General features: G+C 72.1%; 22 protein-coding genes. 14 read left to right on the forward strand and 8 right to left on the reverse strand.

Annotated features, from left to right (window positions below):
- Window positions 1-155: 155 nt before the first annotated feature.
- Window positions 156-791, reverse strand: a complete 636-nt coding sequence (locus ACWDRW_RS22160; RefSeq protein WP_451725549.1) for a TIGR03085 family metal-binding protein — start codon at window positions 789-791, stop codon at window positions 156-158.
- Window positions 792-930: 139 nt separating this feature from the next.
- Between ACWDRW_RS22160 and hisI the strand changes: the two genes are divergently transcribed.
- From hisI to lgt, 11 genes are all read left to right on the forward strand, one after another.
- The gene (gene hisI, locus ACWDRW_RS22165; RefSeq protein ID WP_186287075.1) at window positions 931-1,320 is read left to right on the forward strand and encodes a phosphoribosyl-AMP cyclohydrolase; all 390 of its coding nucleotides are present in this window, start codon (window positions 931-933) and stop codon (window positions 1,318-1,320) included.
- A gap of 11 nt (window positions 1,321-1,331) precedes the next feature.
- Window positions 1,332-2,810: an anthranilate synthase component I gene (locus ACWDRW_RS22170; RefSeq protein ID WP_451725551.1), complete on the forward strand. Its 1,479-nt coding sequence runs from the start codon at window positions 1,332-1,334 to the stop codon at window positions 2,808-2,810.
- 52 nt (window positions 2,811-2,862) lie between these two features.
- Window positions 2,863-3,501, forward strand: coding sequence for a TIGR02234 family membrane protein (locus ACWDRW_RS22175; RefSeq protein WP_451725553.1), 639 nt, complete (start codon window positions 2,863-2,865; stop codon window positions 3,499-3,501).
- Between the two features lie 108 nt (window positions 3,502-3,609).
- Entirely contained in the window at window positions 3,610-3,855 is a 246-nt protein-coding gene (locus ACWDRW_RS22180; protein ID WP_451725555.1) for an HGxxPAAW family protein, read from the forward strand.
- A 61-nt stretch (window positions 3,856-3,916) separates the two neighbouring features.
- Complete coding sequence (locus ACWDRW_RS22185; RefSeq protein WP_451725557.1) at window positions 3,917-4,351, forward strand: DUF2752 domain-containing protein; 435 nt, start codon at window positions 3,917-3,919, stop codon at window positions 4,349-4,351.
- 123 nt (window positions 4,352-4,474) lie between these two features.
- Window positions 4,475-5,284 carry an indole-3-glycerol phosphate synthase TrpC gene (gene trpC, locus ACWDRW_RS22190; protein WP_451725558.1) on the forward strand — a complete coding sequence of 270 codons (810 nt, stop codon included), beginning with the start codon at window positions 4,475-4,477 and terminating at the stop codon, window positions 5,282-5,284.
- A 22-nt stretch (window positions 5,285-5,306) separates the two neighbouring features.
- Complete coding sequence (gene trpM, locus ACWDRW_RS22195) at window positions 5,307-5,531, forward strand: tryptophan biosynthesis modulator TrpM (protein ID WP_451725560.1); 225 nt, start codon at window positions 5,307-5,309, stop codon at window positions 5,529-5,531.
- Window positions 5,532-5,590: 59 nt separating this feature from the next.
- A complete protein-coding gene (gene trpB / locus ACWDRW_RS22200; protein ID WP_451725561.1) occupies window positions 5,591-6,880 on the forward strand; it encodes a tryptophan synthase subunit beta in 1,290 nt (429 codons plus the stop codon).
- Window positions 6,877-7,713: a tryptophan synthase subunit alpha gene (gene trpA / locus ACWDRW_RS22205; RefSeq protein ID WP_451725562.1), complete on the forward strand. Its 837-nt coding sequence runs from the start codon at window positions 6,877-6,879 to the stop codon at window positions 7,711-7,713. Before trpB ends, trpA begins: the two co-directional genes overlap by 4 nt.
- An 88-nt stretch (window positions 7,714-7,801) precedes the next feature.
- Window positions 7,802-8,578, forward strand: coding sequence for a DsbA family protein (locus ACWDRW_RS22210; RefSeq protein ID WP_451725564.1), 777 nt, complete (start codon window positions 7,802-7,804; stop codon window positions 8,576-8,578).
- Between the two features lie 82 nt (window positions 8,579-8,660).
- Complete coding sequence (lgt, locus tag ACWDRW_RS22215; RefSeq protein ID WP_451725566.1) at window positions 8,661-9,647, forward strand: prolipoprotein diacylglyceryl transferase; 987 nt, start codon at window positions 8,661-8,663, stop codon at window positions 9,645-9,647.
- 57 nt (window positions 9,648-9,704) lie between these two features.
- Here the strand turns inward: lgt and ACWDRW_RS22220 are convergent, their stop codons facing one another.
- From ACWDRW_RS22220 to ACWDRW_RS22250, 7 genes are all read right to left on the reverse strand, one after another.
- On the reverse strand, window positions 9,705-10,586 hold the full coding sequence (locus ACWDRW_RS22220) for an HpcH/HpaI aldolase/citrate lyase family protein (RefSeq protein WP_451725568.1): 882 nt from the start codon (window positions 10,584-10,586) through the stop codon (window positions 9,705-9,707).
- Window positions 10,583-11,773, reverse strand: a complete 1,191-nt coding sequence (locus ACWDRW_RS22225; protein ID WP_451725569.1) for a CaiB/BaiF CoA transferase family protein — start codon at window positions 11,771-11,773, stop codon at window positions 10,583-10,585. The genes ACWDRW_RS22220 and ACWDRW_RS22225 overlap by 4 nt, the downstream gene beginning before the upstream one ends.
- A complete protein-coding gene (gene rbsK, locus ACWDRW_RS22230; protein WP_451725571.1) occupies window positions 11,770-12,663 on the reverse strand; it encodes a ribokinase in 894 nt (297 codons plus the stop codon). Before rbsK ends, ACWDRW_RS22225 begins: the two co-directional genes overlap by 4 nt.
- On the reverse strand, window positions 12,660-14,018 hold the full coding sequence (locus tag ACWDRW_RS22235; RefSeq protein WP_451725572.1) for an ADP-ribosylglycohydrolase family protein: 1,359 nt from the start codon (window positions 14,016-14,018) through the stop codon (window positions 12,660-12,662). Before ACWDRW_RS22235 ends, rbsK begins: the two co-directional genes overlap by 4 nt.
- Window positions 14,006-15,184 (reverse strand): ADP-ribosylglycohydrolase family protein, encoded by a 1,179-nt coding sequence (locus ACWDRW_RS22240; protein WP_451725573.1) that lies wholly within the window; start codon window positions 15,182-15,184, stop codon window positions 14,006-14,008. Before ACWDRW_RS22240 ends, ACWDRW_RS22235 begins: the two co-directional genes overlap by 13 nt.
- Before the next feature lie 8 nt (window positions 15,185-15,192).
- The gene (locus ACWDRW_RS22245) at window positions 15,193-16,359 is read right to left on the reverse strand and encodes an ADP-ribosylglycohydrolase family protein (protein WP_451725575.1); all 1,167 of its coding nucleotides are present in this window, start codon (window positions 16,357-16,359) and stop codon (window positions 15,193-15,195) included.
- A 191-nt stretch (window positions 16,360-16,550) separates the two neighbouring features.
- Window positions 16,551-17,555: an ADP-ribosylglycohydrolase family protein gene (locus ACWDRW_RS22250; RefSeq protein ID WP_451725576.1), complete on the reverse strand. Its 1,005-nt coding sequence runs from the start codon at window positions 17,553-17,555 to the stop codon at window positions 16,551-16,553.
- 272 nt (window positions 17,556-17,827) lie between these two features.
- Between ACWDRW_RS22250 and ACWDRW_RS22255 the strand changes: the two genes are divergently transcribed.
- The 3 genes from ACWDRW_RS22255 (at window position 17,828) to ACWDRW_RS22265 (ending at window position 25,008) form a co-directional block, all read left to right on the forward strand.
- Window positions 17,828-18,559: a VIT1/CCC1 transporter family protein gene (locus tag ACWDRW_RS22255; protein ID WP_451725578.1), complete on the forward strand. Its 732-nt coding sequence runs from the start codon at window positions 17,828-17,830 to the stop codon at window positions 18,557-18,559.
- A gap of 400 nt (window positions 18,560-18,959) precedes the next feature.
- A complete protein-coding gene (gene gltB, locus ACWDRW_RS22260) occupies window positions 18,960-23,552 on the forward strand; it encodes a glutamate synthase large subunit (protein WP_451725579.1) in 4,593 nt (1,530 codons plus the stop codon).
- Window positions 23,545-25,008 carry a glutamate synthase subunit beta gene (locus ACWDRW_RS22265; RefSeq protein WP_451725580.1) on the forward strand — a complete coding sequence of 488 codons (1,464 nt, stop codon included), beginning with the start codon at window positions 23,545-23,547 and terminating at the stop codon, window positions 25,006-25,008. Before gltB ends, ACWDRW_RS22265 begins: the two co-directional genes overlap by 8 nt.
- Window positions 25,009-25,103: the final 95 nt, after the last annotated feature.

Consider the following 25,103-nt stretch of genomic DNA (forward strand, 5'->3'; position numbering starts at 1 on the left):
GCCGCCCCGGGATCCGTGCCCAGCTTCTGCGGTAGGCCGCCCTGGATGCGCACCGAACTCCCGCTGCAGGCCGCCCCGGATCCGTGCTCAGCTTCCGCGGTAGGCGGCCCGGGATCCGTGCCGAGCTACCGCGGTAGGCCGCCCCGGGGCGGGAGTCAGATTCCGAGCTGCTTGCCCTCGTGCAGCTTGGTGATCGCGTCCTTGTCGCCCGCCAGCTCCACGTCGGCGTCGTTCTTGCGGCCGTAGAGGAAGAGCAGCAGCTCCGAGGGCTCGCCGGTCGCCGTCACCACGGGCGTGCCGCGCTGGGCGACGGCCGTCTGGCCGTCCGGGCGGCGCAGGACGAGGCCGGTCGGGGTGCCCCGGCCCATCAGGCGGGCGGTGCGCTCCAGACGGGACCACAGGGCGTCCTGGAAGACCGGGTCCAGCTCGCGGGGCGTCCAGTCGGGACGGGCCCGGCGGACGTCCTCGGTGTGGACGTAGAACTCCACGGTGTTCGACATCTCGTCGACCTGCTTCAGGTTGAACGGCGAGAAGCGCGGCGGGCCGGTCCGGATCAGCTGGATCAGTTCCTCGTACGGCTTGTCCGCGAACTCCGCCATGACCCGTTCCAGGCGGCCGGCGAGCGGCTTGATCAGGATGCCGCCGGCGGCGTCGGGCCGGCGTTCGCGCACCACGACGTGCGCGGCGAGGTCGCGGGTGGTCCAGCCCTCGCACAGGGTCGGGGCCTCGGGGCCCTCGGCCTCCAGGAGGTCGGCCAGCAGAAGTCGTTCACGCTTGGCGAAAGTCGACATGCCGTCAGCCTACGACCGCCGCCGGGCTCCGCCCACCCGTCGCCCGGCACCACCCCGCACCGAGGCGCCCCGCGCCACCCCCTTCCATCCAGTGGACACGGCACCGTCACGGGCAGCGCGGCGCGGCACAATGGCACCCATGACCAGCACGCCCCGTCAGCCCAGCCAACTGGACCCCGAGATCGCCGCGCGCCTCAAGCGCAGCGCCGACGGGCTCCTCCCCGCCATCGCCCAGCAGTACGACACCGGTGAGGTGCTCATGCTCGGCTGGATGGACGACGAGGCCCTGCATCGCACCCTGACCACCGGCCGCTGCACCTACTGGTCGCGCAGCCGCCAGGAGTACTGGGTCAAGGGCGACACCTCCGGCCACTTCCAGTGGGTGAAGTCCGTCGCCCTCGACTGCGACGCCGACACCGTCCTCGTCCAGGTCGACCAGGTCGGCGCCGCCTGCCACACCGGCGCGCGCACCTGCTTCGACACCGACGTCCTGCTCAAGGATTCCGGCGCCCCGGCCGGAGATCAGTAAGGTCACCGGCCATGGACCTCGAGACCTTCCGCAAGCTCGCCACCGACCGCCGCGTCATCCCGGTCACGCGCAAGCTCCTCGCCGACGGCGACACCCCGGTCGCGCTCTACCGCAAGCTCGCCGCCGAGCGCCCCGGGACCTTCCTGCTGGAGTCCGCGGAGAACGGCCGCTCCTGGTCCCGGTACTCCTTCGTGGGCGTGCGGTCGGCGGCGACCCTGACGGCCCGTGACGGCCAGGCGCACTGGCTCGGCGTCCCGCCCGTCGGCGTGCCGACCGACGGCGACCCGCTCGCCGCCCTGCGCGCCACCATCGAGGCCCTGCACACCCCGCACCAGGACGGCATGCCGCCCTTCACCGGCGGCATGGTCGGCTACCTCGGCTACGACATCGTGCGCCGCCTGGAGAAGATCGGCCCCGGCGAGCGCGACGACCTGCGGCTCCCCGAGCTGACCATGCTCCTGACCAGCGATCTCGCGGTGATGGACCACTGGGAGGGCTCGGTCCTGCTGATCGCCAACGCGATCAACCACAACGACCTCGACACCGGTGTGGACGAGGCCTACGCGGACGCGGTCGCCCGCCTCGACGCCATGGAGGCGGACCTGACCCGCGCGGTCGCCCAGCCGCCGGCGGTCCTGCCGCCCTCCGAACTGCCCGAGTACACCGCCTTGTGGGGCGGCGAGGACTTCCAGCGGGCCGTGGAGGACATCAAGGAGCGCATCCGGGCGGGCGAGGCCTTCCAGGTCGTGCCCTCCCAGCGCTTCGAAACCCCCTGCACGGCCAGCGCGTTGGACGTCTACCGGGTGCTCAGGGCGACCAATCCGTCGCCGTACATGTACCTCTTCCGCTTCGACGGCTTCGACGTCGTCGGCTCCTCCCCGGAGGCGCTGGTGAAGGTCGAGGACGGACGGGCCATGGTCCACCCCATCGCCGGTACCCGGTGGCGCGGAGCCACCCCGCAGGAGGACCAGGCACTCGCCGACGACCTGCTCGCCGACCCCAAGGAGCGCGCCGAGCACCTCATGCTGGTCGACCTGGGCCGCAACGACCTGGGGCGGGTCTGCGAGCCGGGCTCGGTCGAGGTCGTCGACTTCATGTCCATCGAGCGCTACTCGCACGTGATGCACATCGTCTCCACGGTCACCGGAAAGGTCGCCGAGGGCCGCACCGCCTTCGACGTCCTCACCGCCTGCTTCCCGGCCGGCACCCTCTCGGGCGCGCCCAAGCCCCGCGCCATGCAGATCATCGACGAACTCGAGCCCTCCCGGCGCGGCCTGTACGGCGGCTGCGTCGGCTACCTCGACTTCGCCGGCGACTCCGACACGGCCATCGCGATCCGCACGGCCCTGCTCCGGGACGGCACCGCCTACGTCCAGGCGGGTGCCGGAATCGTCGCGGACTCCGACCCGGTCGCCGAGGACACCGAGTGCCGCAACAAGGCGGCGGCGGTGCTGCGCGCGGTGCACACGGCGAACCGGCTTGGGCAATAGGGCGCTTCTCATACGAACCCCGGGTGACGGTTCGCCCGGGGTTCAGGCGATAGTGGAGTACGTGACTGCTGTTCCTCACCCCCGTTCCGAAGCCGCAGGGCCCGCCCGGGCCGGCCGCCTCAGCCTCGCCGTAGCCCTGCTGTCCGGCGCGCTCGGCGCGGCCGTGGCGCTGCTCGCCACTCGACAGCGGTGGTCCGAGGGCACCGCCACGGTCGCCGGCGGGGACTTCCCGCTCACCGCGAGGGGCAGCGACGTCACGGGTGTCCCCGCCTCGCTCGCCATAGTCGGCCTCGCCGCCCTGGTCGCCGTCTTCGCCGTCCGCCGCGTGGGCCGGGTGTTCGTCGCCGGGCTGCTCGCGCTGTCGGGCGCCGGGACGATCGCCGCGGCCCTCTTCGGCGCCGGTGACAGCTCCGCGCTGGACGAGAAGGCGGCGGAGGCCACCGGCGACACGGCCGCGACGGTCGCCTCGCTCAGCCACACCGCGTGGCCCTACGTCGCGGTCGCCGGCGGAGTCCTGATGCTGATCGCCGGGCTGCTGGCACTGCGCTACGCGTCCGCGTGGCCGGCGATGTCGAGCCGTTACGAGCGCTCGGGGGCGCCCAGGCCCCGCAAGGCTCCCGTCGTGGACCCCGACCGCCCCGAGGACCTCTGGAAGGCACTGGACCGGGGCGAGGACCCCACCGGCGCCTGAGGGCCCGGCCCGCGAGGGTGACCCGCGGGCACCCGGCGCCCCGGCATGCGGGACAATGGCCTCGAGCGTCCGGCTCAGAGACTTACACACAGCAACGAGGAGCAAGTCATGGCGGGCAGCAGCCACGGTCACACCCCGGCCGCCTGGACCGGTGTCACAATCGCCTTCATCGGTTTCTGCGTCGCGGGCGCCTTCATGGTGCTGGCCAGCCCGGCGGGCTTCTGGGCCGGCATGGGCATCGTGGTCCTCGGTGGCGTCGTCGGCTGGGTCATGAAGATCATGGGCCTCGGCACGCCGAAGGAGGCGGGCAAGCCGCACTTCGAGAAGCGGGAGCCGGCGAGCGTCGAGGGCTGACGCGTACGAAACCAACCGAGGGGCGGCCCAGGAGCCGCCCCTTACGCGTTGTGAGGGCAGAATGCGGGGCGTGAACACCGACAGCCGCAGCGTGACGGGAAGCGTCCTCAGGCGCCTCGCCGTGCCCACCGGGGTCCTCGCGGCCGTCGTCGCGGCCTTCGCCTACGTCGCCGCCGTCGACCCGCACGAGCCCGGCCACTACCCGGCCTGCCCGCTGCTCCGGCTCACCGGCCTGTACTGCCCCGGCTGCGGCGGACTGCGCAGCGCCCACGCCTTCGTCCACGGCGACCTCGCCGCGGCGCTCCAGAACAACGCGGCGGCCGTACTGGGCTATCTGGCCTTCGCCGTGCTGTGGACCGTCTGGGTGGTCCGCGCGGCCCGCGGGCGCCCGCTGCGGCTCGACCTCGGCCCGGTGCACCTGTGGACCCTGGGGACATTGCTGCTGGTCTTCAGCGTTGTCCGGAACCTGCCCTTCGGTGGCTGGCTGCACCCTTGATCAACTGATGAACGTCCAGGTAGTGGGACCGCCGTCAACCGGATGCGAGCCCTACGCCGTCCTCCGGATACCATCGCAGTGACCACCCGTTTTCGTCATCGCATCGGGAAGGGGGCCGCTCGCGTGAGTGTGCTCGACGAGATCATCGACGGAGTCCGTGCCGACCTCGCGGAGCGGCAGGCGCGCGTCAGCCTCGACGAGCTCAAGGAGCGCGCGGCGAAGGCTCCCGCGGCCAAGGACGGCGTCGCCGCGCTCAAGGGCGACGGCGTCAAGGTGATCTGCGAGGTCAAGCGCTCCAGCCCGTCCAAGGGCGCGCTGGCCGCGATCGCCGACCCGGCCGGACTCGCCGCGGACTACGAGGCCGGCGGCGCGGCCGTGATCTCCGTCCTCACCGAGCAGCGCCGCTTCGGCGGCTCGCTCGCCGACCTGGAGGCCGTCCGCGCCCGCGTGGACATCCCGGTCCTGCGCAAGGACTTCATCGTCACCTCGTACCAGCTGTGGGAGGCCCGCGCGTACGGCGCCGACCTCGCGCTGCTGATCGTCGCCGCCCTCGACCAGTCGGCCCTGGAGTCGCTGATCGAGCGCGCGGTGTCCATCGGCCTGACCCCGCTGGTCGAGGTGCACGACGAGGACGAGGTCGAGCGCGCCGTGGACGCGGGCGCCAAGATCATCGGCGTCAACGCCCGCAACCTCAAGACCCTCGAGGTCGACCGCGGCACCTTCGAGCGCGTGGCGCCCGAGATCCCCTCCGGTCTCGTCAAGGTCGCCGAGTCCGGCGTCCGCGGCCCGCACGACCTCATCGCCTACGCCAACGCCGGCGCGGACGCGGTCCTGGTCGGCGAGTCCCTGGTCACCGGCCGCGACCCCAAGTCGGCGGTGGCGGACCTGGTGGCGGCGGGCGAGCACCCCGCACTGCGGCACGGACGCGGCTGATCCTTCGCTAGGCTGACCGACGATGACGCTCCCGACGACCGTGACGAGCACGGACCGCTACGCCCGCCTCGCGCGCGGCTGCCGGCCCCGTGGCTGCCGTGCGCCCGCGCGCAGGGTGCACGGCCGCCGAGTGCGGTACGTCATCGGGGACGAGCCCGGCCAGGTCAATGGCATGCGATGGCACAAGCGCCCCGTGAGGGGCGCGGGGAACTGCGCGCTCGACCACAACGGACCCGCGGCCGACTGACCTCCCCCGCCCCCACGGCGACTGGTGCACCCAACACACACTCACCGTGAGGTATCCGCATGCCCAGCGAGTTCTTCATTCCTGACCCCGAGGGTCAAGTCCCCAGCACCGAGGGCTACTTCGGCGCGTTCGGCGGCAAGTTCATCCCGGAGGCCCTGGTCGCCGCGGTCGACGAGGTCGCCGTGGAGTTCGAAAAGGCCAAGCACGACCCCGAGTTCGCCCGCGAGCTCGACGAACTGCTCGTCAACTACACGGGCCGCCCGTCCGCGCTCACCGAAGTCCCGCGGTTCGCCGAACACGCGGGAGGCGCCCGGGTCTTCCTCAAGCGCGAGGACCTCAACCACACCGGCTCGCACAAGATCAACAACGTGCTCGGCCAGGCCCTGCTCACCAAGCGCATGGGCAAGACCCGCGTCATCGCCGAGACCGGCGCCGGCCAGCACGGCGTCGCGACGGCCACGGCCTGCGCCCTGTTCGGCCTCGACTGCACCATCTACATGGGCGAGATCGACACCCAGCGCCAGGCCCTCAACGTGGCCCGCATGCGCATGCTCGGCGCCGAGGTCATCGCCGTGAAGTCCGGCTCGCGCACCCTCAAGGACGCGATCAACGAGGCCTTCCGCGACTGGGTCGCCAACGTCGACCACACCCACTACCTCTTCGGTACGGTCGCCGGCCCGCACCCCTTCCCGGCCATGGTCCGCGACTTCCACCGCGTCATCGGCGTCGAGGCCCGCCGCCAGATCCTGGAGCGCGCCGGACGCCTCCCGGACGCGGCCGTCGCCTGCGTCGGCGGCGGCTCCAACGCCATCGGCCTGTTCCACGCCTTCATCCCGGACGAGGGCGTACGCCTGGTGGGCTGCGAGCCCGCCGGGCACGGCGTCGAGACCGGCGAGCACGCGGCCACACTGACCGCGGGCGAGCCCGGCATCCTGCACGGGTCGCGGTCGTACGTCCTCCAGGACGACGAGGGCCAGATCACCGAGCCGTACTCGATCTCGGCCGGTCTGGACTACCCCGGCATCGGCCCCGAGCACTCCTACCTCAAGGACAGCGGGCGCGCCGAGTACCGCGCGGTCACCGACGACGCGGCCATGCAGGCGCTGCGCCTGCTGTCCCGCACCGAGGGCATCATCCCGGCCATCGAGTCGGCGCACGCCCTCGCCGGTGCCCTGGAGGTGGGCAAGGAGCTCGGCAAGGACGGGCTGATCATCGTCAACCTGTCCGGGCGCGGCGACAAGGACATGGACACGGCCGCGCGCTACTTCGGCCTGTACGACCAGGGCGCCGACGCCGAGGTCGCGGCCAACGCCGCCGACACCGCCGAGATCGAGGGGGACGCCAAGTGAGCGGGGCCGCAGTGAACAGCGCAAAGGGTCAGCTGCTGGCCGACACCCTCGCCGCCGCCAAGGCGGAGGGCCGCGCGGCGCTCATCGCCTACCTCCCGGCCGGGTTCCCGACCGTGGACGGCGGCATCGAGGCGATCAAGGCCGTCTTCGACGGCGGCGCGGACATCGTCGAGGTCGGTCTGCCGCACAGCGACCCCGTCCTCGACGGTCCCGTCATCCAGACCGCCGACGACATCGCCCTGCGCGGCGGGGTGCGGATCGCCGACGTCATGCGCACGGTGCGCGAGGCCCACGCGGCGACCGGCAAGCCGGTGCTCGTGATGACGTACTGGAACCCGATCGACCGCTACGGCGTCGAGCGGTTCACCGCCGAGCTGGCGGAGGCGGGCGGCGCCGGGTGCATCCTGCCCGACCTGCCCGTGCAGGAGTCGGGGCTGTGGAGGGAGCACGCCGAGAAGCACGGTCTCGCGACGGTGTTCGTGGTGGCGCCGAGCAGCAAGGACGAGCGGCTCGCGCGGATCACCGCGGCGGGCAGCGGCTTCGTCTACGCCGCCTCGCTGATGGGCGTCACCGGGACCCGTGAGTCGGTCGGCGCGCAGGCGCAGGACCTGGTCGAGCGGACCCGGGCCACCGGCACGGAGCTGCCGGTCTGCGTCGGGCTCGGCGTCTCCAACACCGCCCAGGCGCGCGAGGTCGCCGGTTTCGCCGACGGAGTCATCGTCGGCTCGGCCTTCGTGAAGCGGATGCTCGACGCACCGGACCACGCGGCCGGTGTGGAGGCCGTCCGGCAGCTCGCCGGTGAGCTGGCGAAGGGCGTGCGCGGCCAGGCGTAACGGCACATCACGCGCAGGAGCGGTCACTCGAACGGGTGGACCTGGGACCGGGGAGGCGCTGGGCGCCTCCCCGGTTCGTTTCCGGGGTGTGAGCGAGAAGAACCGTGAGGGAAAGCGCACCGCCCGGGAGCGGATGGCGGTCGAGCGAGAGAAGCAGAAGGCGGCGGAGAAGCGACGGCGGGCGCTGATCGTCGGCGCCAGCGTCGTCTGTGTGCTCGGGCTCGCGGCGGTGATCGGCGTGATCGCCGCCAACGCCGGCAAGGACGACAGCGGCGACGAGGCCGGTCCGGTGGTGGCGCCCTCGGGCGCGCAGGGCGAGGACAGCCTGGTGCTCCCGGCGGGCAAGGACGACGCCCCCTCGACCCTCGTCGTCTGGGAGGACTTCCGCTGCCCGGCCTGCAAGTCCTTCGAGGACACCTACCGCTCGACGCTCCATGAGCTGACGGACGCCGGACAGCTCCGAGTGGAGTACCGCCTCGCGACCATCATCGACGGCAATCTGGGCGGCACCGGCTCCCGCAACGCCGCCAACGCCGCGGCCTGCGCCCAGGACGCCGGGAAGTTCGTCGAGTACCACGACGTGCTGTACCAGAACCAGCCCCCCGAGACCGACGACGCCTTCTCCGACAACGCCAAGCTGTTCGAGCTGGCCGCCAAGGTCGACGGCCTGGACACGCCCGCCTTCCGCACCTGTGTGGAGGAGGGCACGCACAACAGCTGGGTCGCCAAGTCCAACGACGCCTTCCGCAGCGGTGGCTTCACCGGCACGCCGACCGTCCTGCTCGACGGCAAGAACATCTACCAGGACCAGTCGATGACGCCCCAGAAGCTGAAGCAGCAGGTTCAGGAGGCGGCGGGCGGATGAGGCGCGGGCGCCCCCCTGTTATGGAGCCGTAGCCGGGCTGCCCGACGCAGCCCCGGCCCGGCAGGGTAGCGTCGACCTTGCCATGGAACTTGCCTACATTCCCAGCCCGTCGCGCGGGGTGATCCACCTCGGTCCCATTCCGCTGCGAGGCTACGCGTTCTGCATCATCATCGGTGTCTTCGTCGCCGTCTGGCTCGGCAACAGGCGCTGGATCGCCCGCGGCGGCCGGGCCGGCACGGTGGCCGACATCGCGGTGTGGGCCGTCCCCTTCGGCCTGGTCGGCGGACGCCTCTACCACGTGATCACGGACTACGAGCTGTACTTCAGCGAGGGCCGTGACTGGGTGGACGCCTTCAAGATCTGGGAGGGCGGCCTCGGCATCTGGGGCGCCATCGCGCTCGGCGCGCTGGGCGCGTGGATCGGCTGCCGCCGCCGGGGCATCCCGATGCCGGCCTACGCCGACGCCGTCGCCCCCGGCATCGCCCTCGCGCAGGCCATCGGCCGCTGGGGCAACTGGTTCAACCAGGAGCTGTACGGCAAGGCCACGGACCTTCCCTGGGCCGTGGAGATCACGTCCTCCTCGGACGGGCGGCTGCCGGGGACGTACCACCCGACGTTCCTGTACGAGTCGCTGTGGTGCGTCGGTGTCGCGCTGCTCGTCATCTGGGCCGACCGGCGGTTCACGCTGGGGCACGGGCGGGCGTTCGCGCTGTACGTCGCCGCCTACTGCGTGGGCCGGTTCTGGATCGAGTACATGCGCGTCGACGAGGCCCACCACATCCTCGGCCTGCGGCTGAACAACTGGACCGCGCTGATCGTGTTCCTGCTGGCGGTGCTGTACATCGTGCTGTCGGCGAAGAAGCGGCCCGGCCGGGAGGCCGTGGTGGAGCCGGGCGCCGCCGGCGGTCCGGCCGTGGCGGAGGCCGACGCCGACTCCGACGAGGCTGAGAAGGCCGCCGCCGAGTCCTCCTCCGACACCGAGTCCTCCGACACCGAGTCCTCCGACACCGCGTCCTCCGACGTGAAGGACGATGCCAACGACGGGGCCGGGTCGGCGAAGAAGGGCTGACGGGCCCGCGTACGACGATGAGGGCGCTCGGAGTTTCCGGGCGCCCTTCGTCGTGGGTCAGCGGTGGGTTTCGGACAGTTCGGCACCGCCGGGACCCTCCGTGGGGGTGCTGGCCGCGGTGGAAAGAAGCAGCCGACGGGCGAGGGCGAGGGTTCGCCGCGCTGCCACGACCACTGCCGCGTCGATGAAGGTGCCGTCCGCCAGCGCCTGGGCACCCCGTTGCGCGGTCGCTGCCTCGAGGATTCTCTCCGCCTGTTCGATCTCCTGGTTCGTCGGCAGGTAGGCCCGTTCGATCACCGGGAGTTGGCGGGGGTGGATGGCGGCCCGGCCGAAGAAGCCCAGGGCGCGGCCGTGCGCGCAGGACGCCGACAGGCCCTCCAGGTCGCGGGTGTCGGGGTGGACCGACTGGGGCGGGGGCGGCAGGCCGGCCGCTCTGGCGGCGACGATCACTCGGGAACGGGGCCAGTCCAGGCCCGCGTCCGCGCGTACCGCGAGCTCGGCGCGGAGGTCCGCCTCGCCGAGCGCGATGCCGTGCAGGGCGGGATGGGCGCGGGCGATGGCGTAGGCGTTCTCGATGCCGAGGGCGGATTCGAGGAGGGCGTACAGGGGCCGGGAGGTCGAGCGCGCCACCCGGCGGATCTGAACGGGGGAGGTGACCTTGGGCAGGCGCAGTGCCGTGACCCCGGGGAGCCCGGACAGCGCCTGGAGGTCCGCCGCCGCCCACGGCTCGTCCGAGGCGTTCACGCGGACGTGGACCGGCACCGGCTGGGCGTCGGAGAGGAAGTCGGCCGTGGCGGCACGGGCGTACTCCTTGCGGTCGGGGGCCACCGCGTCCTCCAGGTCGATCACCACGACGTCCGCCCCGGACCGCAGCGCCCCGGCCATCACGTGAGGTCGGTCGCCGGGGGCGTACAGCCAGGTCAGCGGGGGTGTGGTCATACGGCACCCGCCGCCCGCAGGGCCGCTACGTCCGCCCGCGTGAGGCCGAGTTCGGCGAGGACCTCGTCCGTGTCGGCGCCGTGCGGGCGGCCGGTCCAGCGGATCGCCCCCGGAGTGGCGGAGAGACGGAAGAGCACGTTCTGCATCCGCAGGGGCCCGAGCTCCGGGTCGTCGACCGTGGTGATGGTGTCCAGCGCCTGGTACTGCGGGTCCGCCATCACCCCCGTCACGTCCTGGATCGGGGCCACGGCCGCTTCCGCCTTCTCGAAGGCCGCGATCACCTCGTCGCGGGTGCGCGCGGCGATCCAGGAGCCGACCGCCTCGTCGAGGACGTCGGCGTGGCGGGCCCGGTCGGCGCCGGTGGCGAACCAGGGTTCTTCGATCAGGTCCGGGCGGCCGACCAGGCACATCACCCGCTCGGCCACGGACTGGGCCGACGTCGAGACGGCGACCCAACTGCCGTCCGCAGTGCGGTAGGTGTTGCGCGGGGCGTTGTTCGCGGAGCGGTTTCCGGTGCGCTGCTGGACGTAGCCGAGCTGGTCGTACCAGGTGGGCTGGGGTCCGAGGACCGACAGCATCGGCTCGATGAGGGCCAGGTCGACGACCTGGCCCTCGCCGGTGCGCTCGCGGGCCGCGAGGGCGGTGAGGACGGCGAAGGCCGTGGCGAGGCCCGCGATCGAGTCCGCGAGGCCGAACGGCGGGAGCGTCGGGGGCGCCTCCGGTTCGCCGGTGAGCGCGGCGAAGCCGCTCATCGCCTCGGCGAGGGTGCCGAAGCCGGGGCGATGGGCGTACGGGCCGAACTGGCCGAAGCCGGTGACGCGGGTGAGGACCAGGCGGGGGTTGGCGGCCGACAGCTCCGGCCAGCCGAGGTCCCACTTCTCCAGGGTGCCGGGGCGGAAGTTCTCGATGATGACGTCCGCGCCCGCGGCGAGCCGGAGGAGGGTGGTCCGGCCGCCCGGGGTCGACAGGTTCAGGGTGATCGCGCGCTTGTTGCGGCCGAGGTGCTTCCACCACAGGCCGACGCCGTCCTTGGCCGGGCCGTGGCCGCGGGACGGGTCGGGCCTGTCCGGGTGCTCGATCTTGATGACCTCCGCGCCGAAGTCACCGAGTGCCGTGGCGGCGAGGGGTCCGGCGAACAGGGTGGCGAGGTCGAGGACGCGCAGGCCGTGGAGAGGTGCGTGGCTCATGACGCGTACTGCGCCTCGATCTCGGGGCGGTAGGGCATCGACTCCGTGGCCCCGGGCCGCTGCACCGACAGCGCCGCCGCCGCGCCCGCCCAGGCCAGCGCGTCGGGCATCGGGCGGCCCTCGGTGAGCGCCACCGCGAGCGCGCCGGCGAAGGTGTCCCCCGCGCCGGTGGTGTCCACGGCGGTGACCTGGGGCGCGGGCACGGTGAGCGGTTCGGCGCCGCGTGCCACGTAGAGGCTGCCCGCGGCGCCGAGGGTGACGACCACCTCCGGGACCTCGTCGAGCAGGGCGAGGGCAGCGGAGCGCGGGTCGGTGCGGCCGGTGAGGGTGGCGGCCTCGTGTTCGTTGGGCAGCAACAGGTCGGTGGCGTTGAGGAGTTCGACCGGGAGCGGCTGGGCGGGCGCCGGGGTGAGGATCGTCCGGACGCCATGGGCACGGGCCGCTTCGGCGCCCGCGAGCACGGCGGCGAGGGGGATCTCCAGCTGGAGCAGCAGGGCGTCGGCGGAGGCGATGAGGCCCTCGTCGCCGGGGGCGAGGTGGTCGACGGTGCCGTTGGCGGCGGGGATCACCACGATCGCGTTGCCGCCGTGGTCGTCGACGACGATGTGGGCGGTGCCGGACGGGCCCTCCGTGGTGCGCAGATGGTCGGTCTCGACGCCGGAGTGTTCCAGCGTGGAGCGCAGCCGGGTGCCGAAGGAGTCGTTGCCGACCGCGCCGATCATGGAGACGGTGGCGCCCGCGCGGGCGGCGGCGATGGCCTGGTTGGCGCCCTTGCCGCCGGGGATCGTGCGGAACTCGCGGCCGGTGACCGTCTCGCCGCGCTGGGGGGCCTTCTCGACGAAGGCGACGAGGTCCATGTTGGTGCTGCCGAGTACGGCGATGTCGGTCATGGGCGGGCTGCCTCCCGGTGGGTGAGCTGGGCGAGGGTGTCGAAGCCGGTGCCGTTGAGGTCGCCGACGGAGGTGGACAGGCGGTTCTTGAGCGGGGCCGTCCAGTGGTCGGGGAGGGCTGAGGGGTGGGCGGCGAGCAGTCCGGCGACGCTGCCGGCGGTGGCGCCGTTGGAGTCGGTGTCCCAGCCTCCGGACACGGCACGGGAGACGGAACCGGTGAAGTCGCCGTCGGCGTGGGTGAGGGCGGCGGCGATCAGGGCGGTGTTGGGGACGGCGTGGACCCAGTGCTCTTCGGCGTGGGCGGCGTGGAGTTCGTCCACGACCGTGTCGAAGTCCCGGTGCTCCTCGGCGAGTCGTACGGCGTGCCGGATCGCCCTCGTGAGGCGGGCGGCCGGGGGGATCACGGTGAGGCCGGTGCGCAGGCAGGCGTGGATGTCGTGGGTGCCGGTCGCCGCCTGGGCGATGGCGGCCGCGACGAACATCGCCGCGTAGACGCCGTTGGCGGTGTGGGTGAGGGTGGCGTCCCGGTGGGCCTGTTCGGCCGCGGCCGCCGGGTCGCCGGGGTTGGTCCAGCCGTGCACGTCGGCGCGGATCAGGGCGCCGATCCATTCGCGGAAGGGGTTGCGGTGGTGGGCCGTGCGCGGGGGTTCCAGGCCGCTGAGGAGGTTGCGGTAGGCGATGCGTTCGGCGGTGAACGTGCGGCCGGCGGGGAGTTCGTCGAGCCAGAGCCGCGCCACGTCCGCGGTGGTGAAGCTCCTGCCGTGGCGCTGGAGGAGGAGCAGGTTGAGCAGGGGGTAGTTGAGGTCGTCGTCCTCGGGCATGCCGTCGATGTTCTCGGCGAGGGAGGTGGGCGCCGAGCGGCGGTTCCAGGGGTGGGCGGTGAGGAGGTCCTGGGGGACGCCCTTGGCGGTGAAGTAGGTGCTCAGGGGCCAGTTGCCCGTTGCCTGAGCAAGCCGGCGGATGGCGTCGAGGGGGAGCTTCTCCACGGGTTTGCCCAGCAGACAGCCAACCGCCCTGCCGAGCCAGGCGGCTTCGAGGGCGGCCGGGGCGGGCGGCGCCGCGGGGGTGTCGCGGGGCCAGTCCCGGCACAAGGCCTTGATCTTCCTCAGGTCCGTCGGCTCCTGGTCGGCCAACGTGGTGGGCAGCTCCGCCAGTTCGTCCAGGAGGTCCTCGGCCAGGAGGCGGAGATAGCGGGAGGCCGGGTCCGGGGAGGCGCCGGACCGGGGTGGGGCGTCCAGGCCGCCGGCCGCCTTCCATCTCGCCGCGATCCTCGACGGCTCCCGCCCGTCCTGGGCCGCCTGGCGGAGTTCGTGGCCGATCAGGTCCTCCGGCTGGACCCAGGTCAGTCGGAGCATGCGCGGCCTCCGAGTGCGGCGAAGGCCTGTTCGTGGGCGCGGCGGCGGTGCGCGTCCCGCTCGAAGATCTCGCGGGTCACCCGCGCGAGCGTGCGGGCCGGTTCCCAGAGGTCCACCCGGCTCGCGTCCGCCACCTGCTTCGACCAGTCCTCGGGGACCGTGCGGCCGAGGGCGCCGGACAGCGCGCCGGACATGGTGGCGATGGAGTCGCAGTCCCGGCCGTAGTTCACCGAGCCCAGGACCGTGCGGCGGTAGTCGCCCGAGGACAGCAGCAACATCGCCAGGGCGACGGGGAGTTCCTCGATCGCGTGCAGGCGGGACGGGCGGCGGGCGCCCAGGGAGGGGGCGCGGTAGTCGGGGCCGACCGTGTCGTACGGGGCCACGGCCTCCCGCAGCGGCTTCAGCGCCGACTCGAAGTCGCTGTAGCGGGCGGCCACTTCGCAGACCTTCTCGATCGCCTCGCGGGTGCCGTCCTTGGCCAGGGCGAGGCAGCCGGCGATCACCGAGTCCGGGGTCGCCCCGGGGGCACAGGCCGCCGCCACCGCCGCCGCGAAGACGCCGGCCGCCTCTCTGCCGTACGACGACTGGTGGGCGCCCGCGATGTCGAGGGCCTCGGCGTAGGCGGCGGGCGGGTTGGCCGCGTTGACCAGGCCGACGGGGGCCATGTACATCGCGGCGCCGCAGTTGACGATGTTGCCGGTGCCGGCCTCGCGGGGGTCGACGTGGCCGTAGTGGAGACGCGTCACCAGCCATTTCTCGGCGAGGAAGACGCGGTGCAGGGGGAGGGCCTCGGCCTCCAGTTCGGGGATCCAGCGCGGGGTCGTCATCAGGTCGGGGACCAGGTGGTCGGCGATGGCGTAGGCGTCCAGGTGGTCGCGGACGGTGGCGTAGACCCGGATCAGCGCGTGGGTCATCAGGGTGTCGTCGGTGATGTGGCCGTCGCCCTTGTGGTACGGCGCGATGGGGCGGGCCGTGCGCCAGGCGTCGCCGTTCCAGGGGCCGACGATGCCGTGCACCCGGCCGCCGTGGCGTTCGACGATCTGCTCGGGGGAGTAGCCCTCGACCGGGCCGCCCAGGGCGTCGCCGACGGCGGCTCCGACCAGTGCTCCGGTGATCCGGTCGTCCAGGCTCGCCTCTTCGGTGTTTTCTGCCGGTTTGCTCTTCATGCGGCGAATCATCCTCCTGCCCTGGCCGGTTGTGTGGCTTCGAGGAGCTCGGCGAGTTCCACGAGGTCCGTACCGGTGAGCCGGGGGAGCGTGCAGCCGGAGAGGGTGCGGCAGGCGTCGCGCCAGGAAGCGGGGATCGCGGCGCCGCCGCACAGCGCGCCGGTGAGGGCGCCGACGAGGGCGGGGGCGGAGTCGGCGACGCGGGAGAGACAGGCGGCGGCGGGGAGCGCCTCGGCGATGCGGCCGTGGGCGGCGGTGGTGAGGGCGAGGGCCACGGGGACCGTCTCGGCGGCGGCGATGCCGTAGCTGTAGACGTGGTCGACGATCTGGTGTTCCAGGTGGGGGACGAGGGCGAAGGCGCTGTCGGCGGCGTCGGCGAGGGTAAGGGCGTGGCGGGCGTTGCGGCCGATCTCGGTCTCCGGCGGGAGCTGCTGGAGGGCGGCGGTGACGCACGCGGTGGTGTCGGCGCCGGAGAGGGCCAGGGCGAGGGCCGCCGCCATGGCCCGGGCGCCGTGGACTCCGTCGCCGTCCTGGGTGTAGCGGGCGTCGAACTCGGCGAGTTCCGCTGCCTGTTGGGGGTCGCCGGGGTGGGCCACCGCGAGGACGCAGGCGCGGACGCAGGCGGCGTCGTCGAAGTAGTGGGGGTTGTCGTGGCCGGTGGCGGGCGGGCGCAGGCCGGTGGCGAGGTTGCCGAGTCCCGCGCGGACGGAGATGCGGGCGCGCAGGGGGAGGACGGCGGATTCGACCTCGGGCGCGCGGTCCGCGGCGGCGGCCACCTCACTGGCCACGGCGTTCCAGGTGAGGTCGATGGCCGCGCGGGTACGGCGGTGACGGCTGAGGTCGGCGAGGACGGTGTCGTCGCCTGCGCGCAGGAGGGCCTCCGCGGCGAAGGCGGCCCATTCCGCGTCGTCGGAGGGGCCCAGGCGGAGGGGCTCGGGGGGCTGGTTGAGGGCGATGGGGACGGGGAGGGTGGTGGTCGCGTTCTGTTCGGCGAAGGTGTCCAGTTCGCGGGTGAGGCGGCGGGTCCATTCGGGCATGCGGGCGGCGCGGTGCCGTGCGGCGGGCCAGCCGGCGGCGTCGCCCGCGGCGAGGCCGAGCAGCAGGCCTTCGGTACGGCGGGCGTTTTCCGCCCCCGCCGCCCCTACCCGTCCGTGCTCCAGAGGGGAGACGCCCATAGGGGCGGCTGCCCCTGCGGCCCCGCTCCCAGGGGGCTCCGCCCCCTGGACCCCCGTCGGCCCTGAAGGGGCCTCGTCCTCAAACGCCGGACGGGCTGGGATTGCCGTGGCGGCGTTCTGCAGTGTGGTCGCGTCCTCCGCGAGCGCCGGGCGGGCTGACATCGCGCCCTCGTCCAAGGGACCCGGTGGTCTCATGCGTGGGCCTCCTTCGTCAGGAGGTCGGCCACGTCCAGGATGTGGTGGCCGCGCATGGCCGGGAGGCAGGTTCCCCGTGCCGGGCCGATGGCCGATGCCCAGTCCTTCGGGATCGACGCCATGCCCTCCGTCGCGCCGGCCAGGGCGCCCGCCACCGCTGCCGTGGTGTCCGCGTCCCGGCCCATGTTCACCGCCGTGAGGACCGACCGGACGAAGTCACCGTCCGCCGCCGCGTAGGCGCCGTAGGCCAGGGCGACCGCCTCGGGGGCCAGGTCGGTCCAGGGGTAGCCGCCGACCACCACCGCGGAGCGGACCGCCCGTTCGCCCCGGTGGGCCACCGCCACCGCCCTGCGCAGCGACCTCGCCGTCCAGGAGTCGTCCGGGACCACCGCCAGGGCCGACGCCACCACCGCGATCGTCGGCGCCCCCGCCATCGCCGCCGCCACCCCGGCGGCCACCGCCTGGCCGCCGTAGATGCCCTCGCCTTCGTGGCTCACCGAGCCGTCGATCGCCACCAGCCGGGCCGCCTCCGCCGGGCGGCCCGCCGCGAACACGCCGAAAGGCGCCGCCCGCATCGCCAGGCCGTCGCTCCAGGCGTGGCGATGCTGGGCGGAGATGGGCGCCACCAGGCCCCGCCGCAGGTTCTCCAGCGTGCCGCGCTCGCTGAAGCCCGCGCCCCGGAACGGGCCCTCCTCCCGGTCCGCGATCCACTCGTGCCATGCCGCCTCCACATGCGCCGGCGTGAGCGCCGAGCCGTGGCGGGCCAGCAGCAGGCCCGAGAAGATCGCGTACTCGGTGTCGTCCGTGCCCGAGGGGGTGTCCGCCACGTAGCCCGTGATGCGGCCCCAGCGGGCGCGGATCTCGGACGGCTTCATGTTCTCCGCGGGGGCGCCCAGGGCGTCGCCCACCGCCAGGCCCAGCAGCGCGCCGCGCGCCCGGTCGCGGAGTTCGGCGGCGTCCCCCGGCGCCGGAACCGAGGGGATGCAGGCGATCGATGCCATACGCGGCCTCTCCTCCGGGGGCTCCGCGAAGGGCGCGGAACCCTTTGCGGATGTCTGCCACGGGAGGCCGACGGCAGAGCCTGCCCGGTCTCAGCGTCACCCGGTCGACATCTGTGCAGCTATTCGATCGAATGAGCGCTCGACCGCAAAGCCCCAGGTAAGCCCAGCCTTTCCTTGCTGGCGGGGAGGGAATGTACAGCGTAGATTTGGGGTTGTCGAAGAATGGAACTTGTCCAAACTTAGCCTTTCCTAAGTCGAGGGGGACCCCGCACATGGCCATCATCGAGACCGAGGCTCCACTCCACGAAGCCCACCGCGACAACCACACCCACCGCGATGTCAACGGCGGCTGGCTGCGGCCCGCGGTCTTCGGTGCCATGGACGGGCTCGTGTCCAACCTCGCCCTGATGACAGGTGTCGCAGGCGGTCAGGTCAGTCATCAGACCGTCGTGCTCACCGGGCTGGCCGGACTTGCCGCCGGCGCCTTCTCCATGGCCGCCGGTGAGTACACCTCCGTCGCCTCGCAGCGCGAGCTCGTCGAAGCCGAGCTGGACGTCGAACGCCGGGAGCTGCGCAAGCACCCGAAGGACGAGGAGGCGGAGCTGGCGGCCCTCTACCGGGCCCGGGGGGTCGAGCCCGCTCTGGCCGGTGAGGTCGCCCGGCAGCTCTCCCGGGATCCCGAGCAGGCCCTGGAAATCCACGCCCGTGAGGAACTGGGGATCGACCCGGGCGACCTGCCCTCGCCCACCGTCGCCGCCGTGTCGTCCTTCGGCTCCTTCGCGCTGGGCGCCCTGCTCCCCGTACTGCCGTATCTGCTCGGCGCGACCGCGCTGTGGCCCGCCGTGCTGCTCGCCCTTTTCGGGCTGTTCGCCTGCGGTGCCGTGGTGGCCAAGGTGACCGCGCGGAGCTGGTGGTACAGCGGTTTGCGGCAGCTTGCCCTGGGTGGTGCCGCCGCCGGTGTGACGTACGCCCTGGGCAGTCTGTTCGGAACGGCCGTAGGATAGCGAGGCTGGAACTTATGCGTTGGGCCGCATAAGTAGCCGTTACTCGCTGGTTTCGAATGGTTAACCACCGGGCATGAGCCGTAAGCGCTGTGGGCAATGGTGCCTGCCGCGCACCTGTGCGAGGTGGGCGACGACGCTCCCCTCGCCACCACCGACTGGCACCGATCTGATCGATCTTGTCCTTGTCGGTCCCCATCACTTTCCGGCCGCCGCGCGCGGCCCCGCCGTCACCCCGAGGCGTCCGCATGTTGGAACGGTGTATCCGGTTCCCGAGAATCGCTCCATCATGTAACCTGCACGAAATTTTGATCTCAGCGCCTGTGACAGCGCAGATCACACGCAGAGGGCCAACGTCGTCCCTCGGCACCTGAACATGCCACTGACGACGACGGGAGAGCCGATGCGTACGCCGCGCCAGCCGTCCCAGCATTCCGCGAATGGCCAGAACTGGTCGTTCATGGATGCTCGCCCTGCTGCGCAGGGTATGTACGACCCCCGCAACGAGCACGACGCCTGTGGCGTCGGCTTCGTGGCCACCCTCACCGGCGAGGCGAGCCACGCGCTGGTCGAGCAGGCGCTCACGGTTCTGCGCAACCTGGAGCACCGCGGCGCCACCGGCTCCGAGCCCGACTCGGGTGACGGCGCGGGCATCCTGTCCCAGGTGCCGGACGCCTTCTTCCGCGAGGTCGCCGGTTTCGAGCTGCCCGCGGCGGGCGCGTACGCCGTCGGTACCGCCTTCCTGCCCGAGGAGGGGACGGCCGAGGCCGTCTCACGGATCGAGACGATCGCCGGTGAGGAGGGCCTGACGGTCCTCGGCTGGCGTGAGGTTCCGGTCGCTCCCGAACTGCTCGGCGCCACCGCCCGGTCCACGATGCCCGCCTTCCGGCAGGTCTTCGTCACCGACGGCGCCGCCACGGGTATCGCCCTCGACCGCAAGGCCTTCGTGCTGCGCAAGCGCGCCGAGCGCGAGGTCGGCGTCTACTTCCCGTCGCTGTCCGCCCGCACCATCGTCTACAAGGGCATGCTGACCACCGGCCAGCTCGAGCCCTTCTTCCCGGACCTGTCCGACCGCCGCTTCGCCTCCGCGATCGCGCTCGTGCACTCCCGGTTCTCCACGAACACCTTCCCGTCGTGGCCGCTCGCCCACCCGTACCGCTTCGTCGCGCACAACGGTGAGATCAACACCGTCAAGGGCAACCGCAACTGGATGCGCGCCCGTGAGTCGCAGCTCGTCACCGACCTGTTCGGTGAGCGCGAGCTGGACCGCATCTTCCCGGTCTGCACCCCGGACGCCTCCGACTCCGCGTCCTTCGACGAGGTGCTCGAACTCCTGCACCTGGGCGGCCGTTCGCTGCCGCACTCCGTGCTGATGATGATCCCCGAGGCGTGGGAGAACCACGACTCCATGGACCCGGCCCGGCGTGCCTTCTACCAGTTCCACTCCACGATGATGGAGCCCTGGGACGGCCCGGCCTGTGTCACCTTCACCGACGGCACCCAGGTCGGCGCGGTTCTCGACCGCAACGGCCTGCGCCCCGGCCGCTACTGGGTCACCGACGAGGGCCTGGTCGTCCTCGGCTCCGAGGTCGGTGTCCTCGACATCGACCCCGCCAAGGTCGTCCGCAAGGGCCGCCTGCAGCCCGGCAAGATGTTCCTCGTCGACACCGTCGAGCACCGCATCATCGAGGACGACGAGATCAAGGCCCAGCTCGCCGCGGAGAAGCCGTACGCGGAGTGGCTCGAGGCCGGCGAGATCGAGCTGTCCGACCTGCCCGAGCGCGAGCACATAGTGCACACCCACGCCTCGGTCACCCGCCGTCAGCAGACCTTCGGTTACACCGAGGAAGAGCTGCGGATCATCCTGGCGCCGATGGCCAAGGCCGGTGCCGAGCCGATCGGTTCGATGGGCACCGACTCGCCGATCGCCGCGCTGAGTGAGCGCCCGCGCCTGCTCTTCGACTACTTCACCCAGCTGTTCGCGCAGGTCACCAACCCGCCGCTGGACGCCATCCGGGAGGAGCTGGTCACCTCCCTGCGCTCCTCCCTCGGCCCGGCCGGCAACTTGCTCGACCCGACGGCCGCCTCCTGTCGCTCGGTCACCCTGCCGTTCCCGGTGATCGACAACGACGAGCTGGCCAAGCTCATCCACATCAACGCCGACGGGGACATGCCCGGCTTCAAGGCCGCGACCCTGTCCGGTCTGTTCCGGGTCTCCGGCGGCGGCGACAGCCTCGCCGCGCGCATCGAGGAGATCTGCGCCGAGGCCGACGCGGCCATCGAGAACGGCGCCCGGCTGATCGTCCTGTCGGACCGGCACTCCGACGCCGAGCACGCGCCGATCCCCTCGCTGCTGCTCACCGCGGCCGTCCACCACCACCTCATCCGCACCAAGCAGCGCACCCACGTGGGCCTGCTGGTCGAGGCCGGTGACGTCCGCGAGGTCCACCACGTCGCCCTGCTCATCGGCTTCGGCGCCGCGGCCGTCAACCCGTACCTGGCGATGGAGTCGGTCGAGGACCTGGTCCGCGCCGGCACCTTCCTGCCCGGCATCGAGCCCGAGAAGGCCATCCGCAACCTGATCTACGCCCTGGGCAAGGGTGTTCTGAAGGTCATGTCGAAGATGGGCATCTCCACCGTCGCCTCCTACCGCGGCGCCCAGGTCTTCGAGGCCGTCGGTCTCGACCAGGCCTTCGTGGAGAAGTACTTCAACGGCACCGCCACCAAGATCGGCGGCGTCGGCATCGACGTCATCGCCAAGGAGGTCGCCGCCCGCCACGCCAAGGCCTACCCGGCCTCCGGCATCGCTCCCGCGCACCGCGCGCTGGAGATCGGCGGCGAGTACCAGTGGCGCCGCGAGGGCGAGCCGCACCTGTTCGACCCGGAGACGGTCTTCCGCCTCCAGCACTCCACGCGCACCGGCCGCTACGACATCTTCAAGAAGTACACGGACCGCGTGAACGAGCAGTCCGAGCGCCTGATGACGCTGCGCGGTCTGTTCGGCTTCAAGTCCGACCGGCAGCCGATCTCGATCGACGAGGTCGAGCCGGTCTCCGAGATCGTCAAGCGCTTCTCCACCGGCGCCATGTCGTACGGCTCCATCTCCAAGGAGGCGCACGAGACCCTCGCCATCGCCATGAACCAGCTGGGCGGCAAGTCCAACACCGGTGAGGGCGGCGAGGACCCGGAGCGCCTGTACGACCCGGCGCGCCGGTCCAGCATCAAGCAGGTCGCCTCCGGCCGCTTCGGTGTGACGAGCGAGTACCTGGTCAACGCCGACGACATCCAGATCAAGATGGCCCAGGGCGCCAAGCCCGGCGAGGGCGGCCAGCTGCCCGGCCACAAGGTCTACCCGTGGGTCGCGAAGACGCGTCACTCGACGCCGGGCGTCGGCCTCATCTCGCCGCCGCCGCACCACGACATCTACTCCATCGAGGACCTGGCCCAGCTGATCCACGACCTGAAGAACGCGAACCCGCAGGCGCGGATTCACGTGAAGCTGGTCTCCGAGGTCGGCGTCGGCACGGTCGCCGCGGGTGTCTCCAAGGCGCACGCGGACGTCGTGCTCATCTCCGGTCACGACGGCGGCACGGGTGCCTCCCCGCTGACCTCGCTGAAGCACGCCGGTGGCCCCTGGGAGCTCGGTCTCGCCGAGACCCAGCAGACCCTGCTGCTCAACGGCTTGCGCGACCGCATCGTCGTGCAGACCGACGGCCAGCTGAAGACCGGCCGGGACGTCGTCATCGCCGCGCTGCTCGGCGCCGAGGAGTTCGGTTTCGCGACCGCGCCGCTCGTCGTCTCCGGCTGCGTCATGATGCGCGTCTGCCACCTGGACACCTGCCCGGTCGGCATCGCCACCCAGAACCCGACCCTCAGGGACCGGTTCGCCGGCAAGGCCGAGTACGTCGTGAACTTCTTCCAGTTCATCGCCGAAGAGGTCCGCGAGATCCTCGCCGAGCTGGGCTTCCGCTCCATCGAGGAGGCCGTCGGCCACGCCGAGACGCTGGACGTCACCCGCGCGGTGAACCACTGGAAGGCCCAGGGCCTGGACCTGGCCCCGCTGTTCCACGTGCCGGAGCTGCCCGAGGGCGCCGTCCGCCACCAGCTGATCGAGCAGGACCACGGTCTGGAGAAGGCGCTCGACAACGAGCTGATCAAGCTCGCCGCCGACGCCCTGTCCGCCGACAGCGCGACGGACGCACAGCCGGTCCGCGCACAGGTCGCCATCCGCAACATCAACCGCACGGTCGGCACCATGCTCGGCCACGAGGTGACGAAGAAGTTCGGCGGCGCGGGCCTGCCCGACGACACCGTCGACATCACCTTCACCGGCTCCGCCGGCCAGTCCTTCGGCGCCTTCCTCCCGCGCGGTGTCACGCTCCGCCTGGAGGGCGACGCCAACGACTACGTCGGCAAGGGCCTCTCCGGAGGCCGCGTGGTCGTCCGTCCCGACCGGGGCGCCGACCACCTCGCCGAGTACTCCACGATCGCGGGCAACACCATCGCGTACGGCGCGACCGGCGGCGAGCTGTTCCTGCGCGGCCGGACCGGCGAGCGGTTCTGCGTCCGCAACTCCGGTGCCCTGGTGGTCTCGGAGGGTGTGGGCGACCACGGCTGCGAGTACATGACCGGCGGTCACGCGGTGGTCCTCGGCGAGACGGGCCGCAACTTCGCGGCCGGTATGTCGGGCGGTGTCGCCTACGTGATCGACCTGAACCGGGACAACGTCAACGTCGGCAACGTGGACGCCGTGGAGGCGCTGGACGACGCGGACAAGCAGTGGCTGCACGACGTGGTGCGCCGCCACCAGGAGGAGACGGGCTCGACCGTCGCCGAGAAGCTCCTGGCCGAGTGGGACACCGCCGTGGACCGCTTCAGCAAGATCATCCCCAGCACGTACAAGGCAGTGCTCGCCGCCAAGGACGCCGCCGAGCGAGCCGGTCTCTCCGAGACCGAGATCACCGAGAAGATGATGGAGGCGGCGACCAATGGCTGATCCCAAGGGCTTTCTCAACCACGGCCGCGAGGTCGCCAAGTCCCGTCCGGTCGACGTCCGGCTGAAGGACTGGAACGAGGTCTACGTCCCCGGCTCCCTGCTGCCGATCATCAGCAAGCAGGCCAGCCGCTGCATGGACTGCGGCATCCCGTTCTGTCACAACGGCTGCCCGCTCGGGAACCTGATCCCGGAGTGGAACGACTACGCCTACCGCGAGGACTGGGCGGCCGCCTCGGAGCGGCTGCACGCGACCAACAACTTCCCGGAGTTCACCGGTCGCCTCTGCCCGGCGCCCTGTGAGTCGGCGTGTGTGCTGGGCATCAACCAGCCCGCGGTGACCATCAAGAACGTCGAGGTCTCCATCATCGACAAGGCGTGGGAGACCGGTGACGTCGCCCCGCAGGCGCCCGAGCGCCTCTCGGGCAAGACGGTCGCGGTCATCGGCTCGGGCCCGGCGGGCCTCGCCGCCGCCCAGCAGCTGACCCGCGCCGGTCACACCGTCGCCGTCTACGAGCGCGCGGACCGGATCGGCGGCCTGCTCCGCTACGGCATCCCCGAGTTCAAGATGGAGAAGCGGCACATCAACCGCCGTATCGAGCAGATGCGCGCGGAGGGCACCCGCTTCCGGACCGGCATCGAGATCGGCCGCGACCTCAAGGCGACCGACCTGAAGAAGCGGTACGACGCCGTCGTCATCGCCGCCGGTGCCACCACCGCCCGTGACCTCCCCGTCCCCGGGCGGGAGCTGGCCGGCATCCACCAGGCGATGGAGTACCTGCCGCTGGCCAACAAGGTCCAGGAGGGCGACTACGTCACCGCTCCGATCTCGGCCGAGGGCAAGCACGTCGTCGTCATCGGCGGCGGCGACACCGGCGCCGACTGCGTGGGCACCGCCCACCGCCAGGGCGCGGCCTCGGTGACGCAGCTGGAGATCATGCCCCGCCCGAACGACGAGCGGAACGCGGTCGCCCAGCCGTGGCCGACCTTCCCCATGCTCTACAAGGTCACCTCCGCGCACGAGGAGGGCGGCGAGCGGGTCTACTCCGTCTCGACGACCCACTTCGAGGGCGACGAGGACGGCAACGTGCAGTGGCTGCACCTGACCGAGGTGGAGTTCGTCGACGGCAAGCTGACCCCGAAGCCGGGCACCGAGCGGAAGATCCCCGCCCAGCTGGTCACCCTGGCCATGGGCTTCACCGGCACCGACCGGGAGAACGGCCTGGTGGAGCAGTTCGGCCTGGACCTCGACGAGCGCGGCAACGTCGCCCGCGACGCCGAGTACCAGACCAACGTGCCGGGCGTCTTCGTCGCCGGTGACGCGGGCCGCGGTCAGTCGCTGATCGTGTGGGCCATCGCCGAGGGCCGCTCGGCCGCCCGGGGCGTGGACCGCTTCCTGACCGGGGCCAGCGACCTGCCGGCCCCGATCCGCCCGACCGACCGGGCCCTGATGGTCTGACGGTCCTTTTAGGACCGCTCAAGAGACGTCCCGTACAAAGGCGTACGGAACACAGATGGCGCCTGCCCTTTGTCCCCGACCGGACGACGGGGCAG

It is taken from the genome of Streptomyces sp. NPDC003635 (assembly GCF_053587635.1).